The 13,621-nt window shown below is 70.4% G+C and carries 9 protein-coding genes and 2 pseudogenes; 3 read left to right on the forward strand and 8 right to left on the reverse strand.

What is annotated here, in order from left to right:
• The first annotated feature begins 197 nt into the window (after positions 1 to 197).
• On the forward strand, positions 198 to 2,057 hold the full coding sequence (locus AC08OU_RS00310; RefSeq protein ID WP_476604035.1) for an AAA family ATPase: 1,860 nt from the start codon (positions 198 to 200) through the stop codon (positions 2,055 to 2,057).
• Positions 2,058 to 2,798: 741 nt separating this feature from the next.
• On the opposite strand, the pseudogene AC08OU_RS00315 reads toward AC08OU_RS00310, so the two are convergent.
• Positions 2,799 to 3,088: pseudogene (locus tag AC08OU_RS00315) on the reverse strand (transposase); the annotation flags it as partial.
• A 289-nt stretch (positions 3,089 to 3,377) separates the two neighbouring features.
• Between AC08OU_RS00315 and AC08OU_RS00320 the strand changes: the two are divergent.
• Positions 3,378 to 3,920, forward strand: coding sequence for a hypothetical protein (locus AC08OU_RS00320; protein WP_476604036.1), 543 nt, complete (start codon positions 3,378 to 3,380; stop codon positions 3,918 to 3,920).
• A gap of 179 nt (positions 3,921 to 4,099) precedes the next feature.
• Here the strand turns inward: AC08OU_RS00320 and AC08OU_RS00325 are convergent, their stop codons facing one another.
• Together AC08OU_RS00325 and AC08OU_RS00330 are read right to left on the reverse strand one after the other, a co-directional pair.
• Positions 4,100 to 5,095 (reverse strand): hypothetical protein, encoded by a 996-nt coding sequence (locus tag AC08OU_RS00325; RefSeq protein ID WP_476604037.1) that lies wholly within the window; start codon positions 5,093 to 5,095, stop codon positions 4,100 to 4,102.
• A gap of 255 nt (positions 5,096 to 5,350) precedes the next feature.
• Positions 5,351 to 6,736 (reverse strand): WD40 repeat domain-containing protein, encoded by a 1,386-nt coding sequence (locus tag AC08OU_RS00330; RefSeq protein WP_476604038.1) that lies wholly within the window; start codon positions 6,734 to 6,736, stop codon positions 5,351 to 5,353.
• A 243-nt stretch (positions 6,737 to 6,979) separates the two neighbouring features.
• Here AC08OU_RS00330 and AC08OU_RS00335 point away from each other — a divergent pair, with 243 nt between their 5' ends.
• Positions 6,980 to 7,816: a hypothetical protein gene (locus tag AC08OU_RS00335; protein WP_476604039.1), complete on the forward strand. Its 837-nt coding sequence runs from the start codon at positions 6,980 to 6,982 to the stop codon at positions 7,814 to 7,816.
• Between the two features lie 142 nt (positions 7,817 to 7,958).
• On the opposite strand, the gene AC08OU_RS00340 is transcribed toward AC08OU_RS00335, so the two are convergent.
• From AC08OU_RS00340 to rhaI, 5 genes and pseudogenes are all read right to left on the reverse strand, one after another.
• Positions 7,959 to 8,342, reverse strand: coding sequence for a hypothetical protein (locus AC08OU_RS00340; RefSeq protein ID WP_476604040.1), 384 nt, complete (start codon positions 8,340 to 8,342; stop codon positions 7,959 to 7,961).
• Between the two features lie 105 nt (positions 8,343 to 8,447).
• A pseudogene (locus AC08OU_RS00345) lies at positions 8,448 to 8,765 on the reverse strand (transposase); the annotation flags it as partial.
• A 128-nt stretch (positions 8,766 to 8,893) separates the two neighbouring features.
• Positions 8,894 to 10,327: a rhamnulokinase gene (locus AC08OU_RS00350; protein ID WP_476604041.1), complete on the reverse strand. Its 1,434-nt coding sequence runs from the start codon at positions 10,325 to 10,327 to the stop codon at positions 8,894 to 8,896.
• 8 nt (positions 10,328 to 10,335) lie between these two features.
• Positions 10,336 to 12,414, reverse strand: a complete 2,079-nt coding sequence (locus AC08OU_RS00355; protein ID WP_476604042.1) for a bifunctional aldolase/short-chain dehydrogenase — start codon at positions 12,412 to 12,414, stop codon at positions 10,336 to 10,338.
• The gene (gene rhaI, locus AC08OU_RS00360) at positions 12,414 to 13,619 is read right to left on the reverse strand and encodes an L-rhamnose isomerase (RefSeq protein WP_476604043.1); all 1,206 of its coding nucleotides are present in this window, start codon (positions 13,617 to 13,619) and stop codon (positions 12,414 to 12,416) included. Before rhaI ends, AC08OU_RS00355 begins: the two co-directional genes overlap by 1 nt.
• Positions 13,620 to 13,621 lie beyond the last annotated feature (2 nt).

The following is a 13,621-nucleotide window of genomic DNA, read 5'->3' on the forward strand; positions in this document are numbered from 1 at the left end:
TGTTCGGAGGCAGGGTGATGGGCCACCGTCGGGGAGTGGCCCACCATGCCCGCTCAGGCGTTGGCGCCGGCGGCGCGCGAACCTGGTCCGCCCCCACAGGCGGCCGGGCGGCAGGCCCCGTAGCGCTTCGTCGCGACGCATCCGTCAGCAACAGGACATGCCAGGCCCGAGGGGCCACCAACGAGGAGCGAGATCAGATGCGCGTCACCAAGGCGCAGATCAGGAAGTACAAGAGCGTCACCGATTCCGGCGACTTCGCCGTCGATGACTGCCTCACGGCCCTCGTGGGCAAGAACGAGGCCGGCAAGACCGCCGTCCTGGAAGCCATCCACCGCTTCAACCCTCTCGCCAGTGGCCACCCGACGACCTTCGAGCCGTTGCGCGACTACCCCCGCAGTAGCTACAACCGGGAGAAGGCGCAGATCAGCGAGACCAGGCCCATCGAACTGACGTTCGCGCTCGAGGCCGACGACATCGCCGCCGTCGAGGCCATGTTCGGCCCAGACTCGGTGATCACCCCCAGCGTGGAGGTCAGCCGTCGGTACAACAGCCCGACCACCTTCTGGAGCACGCCGATCATCAGCGAGGCGAAGGCGATCGAGCACCTGGTCGAGCAGGCCGGGCTCGACCGGAGCAAGTACGCCAAGGAGACGGTTGCCGCGACGATCGACGCGCTGCGGGGCGATGACGAACCGCCGACGGCAGCGGCGGACCTGGCAGCAGGCCTTGACGAACGCGATCTGGAGACTGAGGCCAGGCGGGTCCTAGCCCAGCGGCTCCCCAAGATTCAGTACTTCGATGAGTACAGCGTCCTGCCGGGCAGCGTCTCGATCGAGCGCCTGCAGAAGACTGCCGAGAACGACCTCAACCCAGGAGAGCGCACCGCGCTGGCACTGCTGCGACTGGCCGGCGTCGACAGCCAGGAGTTCGCCGAGGCCAACTACGAGGCGCGTAAGGCGTCACTCGAGGCGGCGGCCAACCAGCTCACCGACGAGTTGTTCGACTACTGGACGCAGAACGACGGCCTGTCCGTCGAGCTCGACATCGAATCGCGACCGGTGTCCGGCCGCCCCGGGCAACCGGAGCCATGGCTGCAGATCCGGGTCCGCAACGCGACCCACCGAGTCACGCTCAACATGTCCGAGCGGTCCAAGGGCTTCATCTGGTTCTTCTCGTTCCTGGCAGCGTTCTCCGAGTACGCCGACGAGGACCGCCGGGTGATCCTGCTCGACGAACCAGGCCTGAACCTGCACGCCAAGGCCCAGGGCGACCTACTGCGCTACATCGACGAGCGGCTCGCCGTCGACCACCAGGTCATCTACTCCACCCACTCACTGTTCATGATCCAGCCCCGGCACCTTGTGCGCTGCCGCACGGTCGAGGACCTGCCGAAGCGGGGAACCACGGTCAGCGAGGACGTCTGGGCCGCCCGACCTGAAACCGTTTTCCCGCTGCTCGGCGCCCTCGGCGTGGACATGTCCCAGGCACTGATCGTCGGCCCCGACCAGCTCGCGGTAGAGGGCCCGGCCGACGTCGCCTACCTCACCGTCATGAGCGACCTCGCCCGCGAGAAGGGCAAGACCTCACTAGACCCCCGATGGACCATCACACCTGTCGGCGGCCTCGACAAGATTCCAACCTTCGTCGCCCTGCTGGGCGCCAGCGACCTGAACATCGCAGTCGTCATGGATGCCGCCGCCGGCGGCAACCAAAAGATCACCAACATGGTCCGGCGCGGCCTGCTGGACCAGGACCACCTGATCCCGCTGACCGACATCACCGGCACGCCGGAGGCTGACATCGAGGACCTCTTCGACCAGGACTGGTACCTGAAGCTGCTCAAGGAGAGCAAGGTCGGCGTCGTCGCCCAGAACAAGCTCACCGGTGGCCGCATCATCAAGCAGACCGAGTTACTCCTCGGCGGTCGCTTCGACCACTACCAGCCGGCAAGCCACCTCTTGCGCACGGCCACGAAGCTGCGCGACGAGGTGGACAGCGACACCATCGACCGATTCGCGCAACTGTTCGCCCGAATAAACAACCTGCTCAGCGCGTAGCCGCGCCGCGAGTGAAATCGGAAGGTCGGCGGTTCGGCCTCGCCCCCGGCCACTGAGCGCTTTCCAACCTAATGGCGGACTGTCCCCTGCTGCGCGTGCCACCACGCCAGCGTGCCCACCGGCAGCTCTCGCGTTCGATCCGACATGCCGCCGTCGAAGAACCCCGTCACGTCACGTCACGTCACGTCACGTGCTGCTATCATATGGCCCTGACCTGCCGCTTTCCCACCGGTCGTACCGGAACAACGGGCCCCACCACGGCGACGAAGCGGTTCGTATTGTGACTAATTAGGCCCACAAACAAGCAGGTCAGCAGGGCTACGACCCGGCGCCGCAAGATCACGCGCATGGTTTATGCATGGCTTTGGAGCCGATTCCGATGCCAGGCATCCGGGCCGGTCGACGTCGGTGCGCCGGGTCATGACTTACGCCGTCCACCGGGCCTTGACCCCGGAACGTGGACACGGGGTTGAGTTACGCGGCTGTTGGCAGCGTAGCTGTGTGGGCGGTCTCGTAGGCGATGGGGGCCATCATCACGGGTCAAACAGTCTCGACCAATGGGTGCTGTCGGGCCGGCTGACGCCGAATTTGCTGAGAATTGATGCGCGGTGATTCCGTTCGGCACGACTGGATCTCGGCAGACATCCGGTCGTCCGTCGCGGAGATGGATCGCTGGGTGCGAGGCTGGTCTGCCCCCATGGCTGCGCTTCGCTCATCGGCGTTCGTCTCGATCCGATTCACGATGAGCCGATCGAACCGGGCATGCACCGCCTCTGCGTCAGGTTGGTCGCGGACCGAGTGCAGCAGCGTCTTCGCCCACGCCCAACTGGCCTTCGGGGTCGCGGACATGAGGTTCGCGGCGTAGTGCGTGGGCACCGCTGCCACGAGGCTCCGGGCACGCAGGCGCCGATCGCCGCGACCAGCCCGGCATGCTCGTCGGAGGTGACCAGCCGGACACCGCTCAGACCCCGGGCGGTCAGATCGCGGAAGAAGGCGAGCCAGCCGGCGCCGTCCTCACCGGTGGTGGACCTGGACGCCGAGGACCTGAAGAACGCCGAACAGTTCCTTCGTGGCAGGGCACGCCACAGCACCGGTCGGCGAACCGGCGTTCTGCTCCCCCCCCGGGGCGGTTCAAGGTGGTGTTGGACGATGTCCTCGCGGAGGGTGACGACAGGTGGCGTAGCTGGGAGGGCCGGGGCCTTCCGCGGCATGTCGCACGACATCCCGCAGCTCAGATCACCTCATCTACGACTTCGCAATGGCCCTGAATGTGCGCCGGTCGCACGTCACGGATCGGTTGGAACGTCATATCCTGATCAGGTGTCGACGACGACGCCGCTGCCCAACAAGGTGAAGTGGACGACGGACGAGGCCGGCGGCGCTGTGGTGCACACCCGTCAGGCGTTCTTCTACGGCGCGATGTACGTGCTTGTCGTGGGCGCCGCGGTGCTGCTGTGCGGCATAGCGCTCGGCTTCGCACCGGACGACGGGTTCTGGACGGCCGGCTTCCTCGGCTTCGCGATCGCCTTCGGTGGGTTCTTCCTCGTGGGAGTGAACCTCCTGTTCACCCAGCACACGCTCGTGATCGACGGCGGCAGGGTACGTCACCGCTGGCGGCGGCTGATCGGGTCGACGTACGAGGCACCGGTCTCCGCCTTCATGATCCTTCGCGGTCCGGAGGACGGCGACAGCGGCCCGTACTGGGAACTCGGCGTCGAGCACGCCGACGAGACAGGGGAACGAGGCCTCTGGGTCGGCGACCTTCCCGAACTGATCAGGCTCGGCACGGAGCTCCAGGAGCGCACCGGCCTGCCGTTCGACCCGGAGCCGCGCCCGGCCGGCCGGGGACGCCGCCCAGGCTGAGCCGACACCAAGTGGGGCCGTCACCACAGCGTCGCCGCCGCACAGCCAGGCGCGGTGCCGGTGTCCGGCGTTGCCCCCCGGTCCGGCTGCCCGGGTGGCGACGAAGTCTCTCTGCGAGGGTCGCATCCGCGCACTTGTCGCTGTGCAAGCGATCTCGGTCGAGGCATCCACCGCCGGCCTCAGCCGCGGCGGTTGCCCGTTTGGTTCGTGCGCAGGTCGCGGAACGGGATCTCCGCCGCGTCCGCGAGCCAGTGACCGATCTCGGCCAGCCGGTTGACCGCCGCGTACACCACGTGGACGCGTTTCGCGCCGTCGACTGCCAGCAGCGCCACGCCGGGGGGGCCACCGTCCTCGGTCTCGACGGTGACCAGCTCCAGAGCGCTGGCCCGGAACGTGACCTTGCCGCCTGGGTTGTCGAGGCGTACGACCGCGCCGGGCATCGCGGTCCAGCGGGGTGTGGTGCGGGCGTATCGGATGGCCATCGCGGTCAGGCCCGTGGCCGCCGCGCCCTGGACGGCGACGAGGCCCCACAGGCCGTCGAAGTCGGTTGCCGCGGCAGCCGTGTCGACCCACAGGACGCCGGCAATGCCGCCGGCCCATCGCGCGCCCCTGCGGCGGTTCTCTCGGCGCGTGCTCAGGGTGGGGCCGCGGTCGTCCAGCCAGGCCGTCCAGCCGTCGATGATCGGCAACCGCCGTCGGCCCTGCGGCGGTGTGATGCGCTGGTGGATGTGGTCGGCGATCGCGCGGTGCGTGGACTCGTGGGGGCCGAAGTTCAGCGTGACCGGTCCGCGGCCGCCGTCGATGCCGAGGTACGCGGCGGTGACGTGGACGTCGCGGATGTCGTCCCAGCTCACCTCGGCCGTCCGGCGGCGGCCGCGGTGCGTGAGGCGTTCGCTGCGGACCCCGTGCCGGTCGGCGGTGACGACCTGCCCGCGGTCGCCGGTCACCACCGTACGCAGCCCGAGGAAGCCGACGTACGCCCAGCCGGCGAGCAGCGCTCCGAGCAGTGACAGGAGCAGCAGGTCGGTCCAGGCGTCCGGAACGTCCGCGGCCCACCCCAGGACGAGCCCGACCGGACCCCAGATCAGCACCAGGAAACCGCCGACGAGCACCCGCTCGGCCCTGTCGCCGGCCGACGCGAGCACCCACTCACAGGTGTCGCCGGTCGCCGGCATCACAGCGCCCTCCGGCACCGTACCCGTAGGGCACGGGACCTCCGCGCTCCCGGCCGACCCGGCCGCGACCGGTGCCCGCAGCGCGACCCACGCGGCCGCGACGGCGGGTGGCACTGGCGGCCGGGATGGCGCCGGTGGCCGTGCTGCGGTCGCGGGTCCCAGGTTCTCAAGGCTTCCTGGCGGTCCATCCACCCATGATCGGGCGCTCGCCGTCATCCGCGGGGAGTGGCCCGCGCGTGGTCGGTGCCTGCATCGCTAGACGGCTTCTGGTCGCAGGTCGAGCACCTGGATGCCGCGGTTCGTGCCGACGACGAGTCCGGAGCCGTCCGGGAGGCCGGCCAGGCCCTGCACCCGGCCGGGCGTCTGCGCGGCGGCGAGTTCCCGACCGGTCCGCGGGTCCAACAGCCGGACGCCGTCGTCGTCGCCGCTGGCCAGCCATCGCCCGTCGGTGGCGATCGCCATCGCGTCGACACCGGCCCGGTGTCCGCGAAACGTGACCCTCGGCCGCCAGTCGACCGCGTCCCAAAGGTGAACCAAATGGTCACCACCACCACCACCACCACCACCACCGGTGGCGAGCCAGGCCCCGTCCGGCGCGACGGCGAGGGCCCAGCAGTACCGCGGGTGAGCCTGCCACGACGTGCGTACCTGCCAGGTCTCGGTGTCCCAGATCCACAGCGTGCCCGCGTTGTCCCCGGCCGCGAGCCAACTGCCGTCCGGGGCGACGGCGACCCGCAGCACACCGTCGCAGTGGCCCGTCAGCAGGGTCAGCAGCTCCCACGTCGCCGTGTCCCAAACCCCGATGACGCCGCTGGTGTCGGCGGTGGCGAGCCACGAGCCGTCCGGGGCGAAGGCGAGCGACCAGAAGGCCACGTTCTCCCGGGTGGGCCCACTCAGGACCGTGAGCGTCCGCCACGACCCGACGTCCCAGATCCGCACCGTCTGGTCGTAAGAACCGGTGGCCATCGTTCGACCGTCCGGCGAGATCACCGCGTCGTATGTGCGCCGCGCATGACCCGTCAGGGTCGTCCGCAGCGCACCGGTGGCGATGTCCCAGACGCGCACCACCCCTTGCTTGCTGCCGGTCGCGGCGAACCACGACCCGTCCGGAGCGACCCCCACACCGCACGTCTCACCCCAGCGCGCGACCGCAGCACCCGGATCGGGCGCCGGCCATCGCTCGACAAGGCGGATGAAAGGGTCGTCGGCCCACGCCGGCTGCGCCGCCCGCCGCTTCGGGGTCGACTCTCCGGCCCCGGCGTCGGCGGCCACCCGGTCACCGCCGCCGGACCTGTCGTCCGGGGACGACTCATCCAGAGATGACTCATCCGGAGACGACTCGCCCGAGGACGACCGAGGCGCCCAGGACTGCCACGGCTCCTCGGGCGGTGCGACTGTGCGGCCGAAGTCCGGGATCCGTCGCCGCACCAAGGGGGCCACCAGGCCTGGCGCGGCATAGCCGACGACCCCTGGCAGCAACGCCCAGATCACGACGATCATCGGATCGGAGGCGTCCAGAACCGTCAGCACGATGACCAGGGGAATCGCGGTCACCCCGCCCCACACCAACCCGCTCAACACCGCAGCCGCGAGGCGCTCGTCGCCGGTGTACCGCCGGCCATCGCCGCCGTCAGATCCCATACCGCGCCCCTCCCGCCGATCTGGATGGACGACGTCGGTCGGCCTCGCCCCGCCGCACCACTCTAAAGGCGCGAAACCGGCAGTCGCGACAGGTCGGGCGGCACCCCGCTCATGGCCGGCCTGCCGGGCGGGTGCCCGCTCGTCGACGGCCGGACAGCCCTTCGATGCCGGGCATCCTCACCGGAGATAGAGCGGCGGCAGCGAGTCGTTCCTCTTCGGCCCGCGGGTGGCCACACTGGCCGGATGGACGACGACCTTCCGGCCGGCGCCGGCCGGAACCCGCTGCTTCCCGACTTGGAGCAGTCCCACGCCATCCTCGTCGGCGCCCGGATGGAAGTACCGGCCCACCACGGCATCCGCACCCCCGGACATGCCGCCGGCCGGCTGGCCGAAGCCCTCACCGCGCAACCGTTCCACGAAGGCCCGGCCCAGGTGCCGGTGTTCCTCGAGCGGCACCTGAGCGTCCTGGCCGACGACGTCCTGGCCGACGACCAGGACGCCGCGCAAGTCCTGGACGCCGTCCGCCGGGCGGCCGATGCCGCGTCCGACGTCCTGCTCTTCTACTACGCCGGGCACGCCGACCTGGACGGCGACGCGCTCATGCTCGGCACGGCCGGCGGCGGCGTCCCGCTTGCGGAGATCGCCGCGATCCTGACCTCGAGTGCGGTGACGCGACCGGTCCTGGTCCTCGACTGCGACCACGCAGCGGCGGCACCTGTCGCGTTCGCCGACGGCTGGGTCCCGCTGCTCGCCGCCGGTCAATCGAGCTTCCGGACCCCGTCGGACGACTTCACCGGCGCGCTCGTGACGGCGCTGCGATACGGAGTCTTCGGCGGCCCGGAACTGCTCGACCTCACCACGCTGCGGGACGCGATCGAGGCAGCACACCTCGAGACCCGCCATCCCCACGACGACGAGTGGCCCCCTGACCCCGTCCCACCGATCCAGCTACCCGACCCACGGATCGCCCTCGGCGTGAACCACGCAGCACGACGCGTCCGCATCCGCGGCCTCGCCCTGCCACGCAACACCGACACCCTCGACCAGGACGGGCCGCCCCCGCAGCGCACAGGACCTTAACCCCGACGGACGCCCAGTTGCCGCAGCCAACTCCGCGACTCCGGGAAACCCAGGACCGTTCAGACCGATCGAACCGTGGCCCTGCCATCGATCGATCTGATCGAACATCAGATCCTCGAGCCCGCCGCGACCACGAATAGGGTCAACACCGCGCTCCGGCCTCGCGGTACCAGACCACGACCTGGGCCAGCACCACCTGGAGGTCGAGGTCGATCTCCTCCCGGACGCCGTCGGGGCGCAGGAACACAGCCTTGAACGGCCACGGCCCCTCCAACCAGCCCACCTGCTCCTCGGTGTCGTCAGTGAGTACAGCGGTGCACCCCTCGCCCAGGTCCACGGCCCAATAGGAGCCGCATCGCTCCGGCTCGTCGTACATCTGGATTCGCGCTGGGTCGACCCCCGCCGCCAGCAGCGTTCGGATGACGCGGTAGTTCTCGTCGGCCTCCGGCGTGTCCTGCCAGGTGACACGCTCGGCAGTATCCGGCACCAGCGGCGGCCGTGCCGCGCCCTCAAAGGCGTCCTCCACGCGCATGTCTCCGTTCGCAAGGGTCCGCGGGCAGCCTGAACCGGACCGTGAGCCTGTTCAGATCGTGCCAAGCAATCATGACCCGTCGACATCTCGGGCGGGCAGGAGGACCTCGCGGTGCCCGTCGGCGTTCACCCCGTCGCGACCAGGGTGTGCACGTTCACCGCCCGCCCTCGCGGACCTTCAACACCCGCGCATCCGCGGCGACGAACGTGTACGGCCCGGCGTCCAGCGGGCGGGTGCGGAACGCCTCGACCTGCGCGTCCAGGTCGGCCACCATCCGCGAGACCTGCGACTTCGACAGCCGGGTGATCCCAAGGGACTCGACCAGCTTCTCCATCCGCCGGGTCGAGACCCGAGCAGGTACGAGGTCGCCACCACCGAGGTCAGGGCGGCCTCGGCGCGGCGGCGGCGTTCCAGCAGCCTGACCTGCCGCTTTCCCACCGGCCGCACCCGCACCGCAACGGTGCAGGTCAGCGGGGTTATGATCCCACGCCGCAAGATCGCCGCCACACTTTACCCCCACCTTTCGTGGCGGGGTCAGGGGTGGGTCAGGGGTCGTACCGCTCGATCCGATGCGTGCGGGCGACGAGGTGCCGAAGCTGCTCGAGGTCCCCGTCGAGAGCGCCGAGCGCGCGCGCCTGCACGAGAGCGTTCCCCAGCGTCGTCGCCTCCACCGGCCCGGCCAGCACCGGCCGGCCGGTCGCAGTCGCCGTGAGCCGGCACAGGAGGTCGTTGCGGGAACCTCCGCCGACGACGTGGACGACGCCGACGGCCCTGCCACTCAATCGCTCCGCATCCCGCACAGCGCGGGCGTAGGAGCTCGCCAGGCTGTCCAGGACGCACCTCGCGAGCTCGGCCCGCCCGGTCGGCGAGGGCAGCCCGGCCTCGCGGCAGAGCATCTCGATCCGGGACGGCATGTCGCCCGGCGGCAGCAAGCGGGCGTCGTCGGGGTCGATCAGGGGTCCGCCGGGGGACACCTCGGCCGCACCGGCCAGCAGGCGCTCCAGATCCTCCGGAGTGCCTTCCCGCTCCCAGGTGCGCAGCGACTCGCTCAGCAGCCACAGTCCCATCACGTTGCGCAGGAATCGGATCCGCCCGTCGACGCCTGACTCGTTCGTGAAGTTCGCCGCCTGCGCGTCCGGAATCAGGACCGGACTGCCGAGCTCGAGGCCGACGAGTGACCAGGTGCCAGACGAGATGTAGCCGAAGTCCGGCCGTTCGGCCGGTACGGCGGCGACGGCGGACGCCGTGTCGTGCGAACCTACGGCGAGCACACGGGTCTGCGCCGGGAGGCCGGTCGCGTCGGCGACGGCCGGCAGCAGCGTGCCGATCGTCTCGCCAGGCTCGACGAGTGGCGGCAGCAGCGTCGACGGGACCCCGCACGCGTCCGCGAGTGCGTCGTGCCAGCGGCGGGTCCGGACGTCGAGCAGGCCGGTCGTCGAGGCGTTGGTGACCTCCGCCCGCTGCTGCCCCGTCAGCCAGTACGCGAGTAGGTCGGGCAGCAGCAGGACCGACGCGGCCGCGGCCATCCTGGCCGCCGGCTCGGTCGCGAGCTGGTAGACGGTGGTGAACGGCAGGAACTGCAGTCCGTTCGCGGCGAAGAGCTCGTCCGGTCCGATTCGGGCGTGGACCGCCTCGGCGCCCAGGGCGCCCCGGCTGTCGCGGTAGCAGAAGACCTGACCGAGCAACGCGCCGCCCGCGTCGAGCAGGCCGTAATCCACTGCCCAAGAATCGATCCCGATGCTCGCCACCCGCTCGCCCGGCGCCAGCGCACCCCGGGCGGCACGCAGCCCGTGCAGGATCTCGCGAAAGAGGCCGAGCGCGTCCCAGTGCAATCCGGACGGCAGCTGCACCGCCTCGTTCGCGAAGCGGTGCACCTCCACCACGTCGAGCCTTTCGCGGCCGACCCTCACCAGCGTGACCCGGCCGCTGGAGGCGCCGAGGTCGACTGCCGCGACGGTGACGTGACCCAGGGAAGTCACCGGCCGACTCAGCGCAGGAACGCCGCGGCGACACCGGCGTCCACCGGGACGTGCAGACCGGTGGTGTGGGTGAGGTCGCCACCGGTGAGGGCGAAGACAGCGGCCGCCACATGCTCGGGCAGCACCTCCCGCTTGAGCAGGGTGCGTTGCGCGTAGTACGCGCCCAGCTCGGATTCCGGGACGCCGTATACCGCGGCACGCTGTGCGCCCCAGCCCTTCGCGAAGATGCCCGAACCGCGCACGACGCCGTCCGGGTTGACCCCGTTGACGCGGATCCCGTGCTGGCCCAGTTCGGCGGCGAGCAGGCGGACCTGGTGCGCCTGGTCGGCCTTCGCGGCGCCGTAGGCGACGTTGTTGGGCCCGGCGAACACGGCGTTCTTGCTCGAGATGTACACGATGTCCCCGCCGAGACCCTGCTGGGTCATGACTCGGGCGGCTTCCCGGCTGACCAGGAACGAGCCCTTCGCCATGACGTCATGCTGGAGGTCCCAGTCCCGCTCGGTGGTCTCCAGCAGGGGCTTGCTGATCGACAGGCCGGCGTTGTTGACGACGAGGTCGACTCCGCCGAAGGCGAGGCACGCGGCCGCGAAGGCGGCGGCGACCTGCGCCGGGTCGGTGACGTCGGCCGCGACGGCCACGGCGACGTCGTCCGGCCGCAGTGCTTTGGCCACCACCGTGATCTCGTCGGCGACGGTCTGCGCAGCGGCCGCGTCCACGTCGGCTACGACGACGCACGCGCCCTCGGCGGCGAGGCGGTGGGCAATGGCACGCCCGATCCCCGAGCCTGCACCGGTGATCAGGGCGACCCGGGTCGCCAGCGGCCTGGGCAGCGGCAGGCGCGCGAGCTTGGCCTCTTCCAAGGCCCAGTACTCGATCCGGAACTTCTCGCTCTCCGCGATGGGTTCGTACGTCGAGACGGCCTCGGCGCCGCGCATCACGTTGATGGCGTTCACGTAGAACTCGCCCGCGACGCGGGCGGTCTGGGCGTTCGCCCCGAACGAGAACATGCCGACCCCAGGGACGAGCACGATCGCCGGGTCCGCGCCGCGCATCGCCGGCGACTCCGGCGTGGCGTGACGAGCGTAGTAGTCGGTGTACTCCGCGCGGTACGCCGCGTGCAGCTCCTTCAGCCGGGCGATCGCATCGTCCAATGGCGCCGTCGCGGGCAGGTCGAGCACCATCGGGCGCACCTTGGTGCGCAGGAAGTGGTCCGGGCACGAGGTGCCCAGCGCGGCGAGCGGCTGCAACTTGGCGCGGGCACAGAAGTCGAGGACGGCGTACGAGTCGGTGAAGTGCCCCACCATCGGCGCGTCGGTCGACGCCAGCCCGCGGATCACCGGCGCCAGCGCCGCGGCCCGCTCCCGCCGCGCGTCGGCCGCCAGCGCCTCAAATCCCGGCACGACGGGCCCGAGCGGCTCGGCCGCCCCCCGCTCGGCCAGGAACGCCTCCGCGGTGCGAATGATCCACAGGCTGTTCGCCTCACAGTCCTCGCTCGTCGCGCCCCAGGCCGTGATCCCGTGGCCGCCGAGTATGCAGCCGACGGCCTGCGGGTTGGCGGCCGCGATTGCCGCGATGTCGAGGCCGAGCTGGAACCCCGGCCGCCGCCAGGGCACCCATACGACCCGTTCGCCGAAGCACTCCTTCGTCAGCGCCTCGCCGTCGGCAGCGGTGGCCAGGGCGATGCCGGAGTCGGGGTGCAAGTGGTCGACGTGTGGCGCCTCGACGAGGCCGTGCATCGCGGTGTCGATGCTCGGCGCGGCGCCGCCCTTGCCGTGCTGGCAGTAGTCGAACGCCGCGACCATCTCGTCCTCCCGTTCGACGCCGGGGTAGACAGCGGTCAGCGCGCGCAGGCGATCCAGGCGCAGGGCCGCGAGGCCGGACTCGGACAGCGTCCCGAGATCCCCACCGGATCCCTTGACCCACACGAGTTCGATGGGAGCCCGCGTCACCGGGTCGGTCATGGTGCCCTTCGCCGAGGTGTTGCCACCGGCGTAGTTGGTGTTCCTCGGATCGGCTCCCAGCCGGTGAGAGCGGGCGATGAGGTCGGCGACCGGGTTGGGCATGGCGTCGGACACGGTGCCGGTCATCACGCCCCCCAACCGGCCTGCGCGCCGCCGACGCGCTCGCCGACGACTCGCTCGGCGTACCCGGAGGCACGGTAGGCGGCGAGGGGGTCGGGATCGAGCCCGGCGTCGGCACGGACCTCGCGCAACAGGGGCCGGACGTCGGTGTTGTAGGCATCCATCACGACGGCGTTCGCCCCGAGGACGTCGCCGGCATCCTGTGCCGCGCGCAATGCGTCCCGGTCGACCAGTAGCGCCTTGGCGGTGGCCTCCTGAACGTTCATCACGGAGCGGATCTGGCCCGGGATCTTCGGCTCGATGTTGTGGCACTGGTCGAGCATGAACGACACACCCAGGCCGGTGGCGTCCGTGGTCCGGGTGGGTTCGCCCGGCGCCGGCGGCAGCATGGCACCGGCCCCTACCACCTCGTTCATGATCCGGAAGAGCTGGAACGGATCGGCCGAGCCGGCCATGAGGTCGTCGTCGGCGTAGAAGCGGGAGTTGAGGTCGAACCCGCCGAGCTTCCCGGCGCGCAGCAGCAGGGCGACGATGAACTCGATGTTGGTGCCTGGCGCGTGGTGACCGGTGTCGACGACGACGGTCGCCTTGGGGCCCAGCGCGATGCAGTGGGCGTATGCCGTCCCCCAGTCCGGCACGTCCATCGTGTAGAAGGCCGGCTCGAACAGCTTGTACTCCAGCAGGATCCGCTGCCGTTCGTCGAGCCGCTCATAGACCACGGCCAGCGCCTCGGCGAGGCGGTCCTGGCGGGCCCGGATGTCGTCCTGCCCCGGGTAGTTCGTGCCGTCGCTGAACCAGAGCTTGAGCTCGCGCGACCGGGTCACGTCCATGATGTCGACGCATTCCAGCAGATGGTCGGTCGCCTTGCGGCGGACTCGCGGATCGGGATGGGTCACCGAGCCGAGCATGTAGTCGTCGTCTTGGAAGACGTTGGAGTTGATCGCGCCGATCCGGACACCGAGATCGGCGGCGTGGCGCGCCAGCTCGGCGTAGTCCTCGACCTTGTCCCACGGGATGTGCAGCGACACCTTGGGCGCGATCCCCGTGTACGCGTGCACCTGCGCGGCGTCCGCAAGCTTCTCGAATGGATCTCGCGGCACTCCGGTCTGGGCGAAGACCTTGAACCGCGTGCCGGAATTGCCGAACGCCCACGACGGCAGCTCGATGGATTGCGCGGCCAGGGTCGTCTTGACTGGCTGCAGGTCATTCATAG

It is taken from the genome of Frankia sp. CcMO1 (assembly GCF_977945845.1).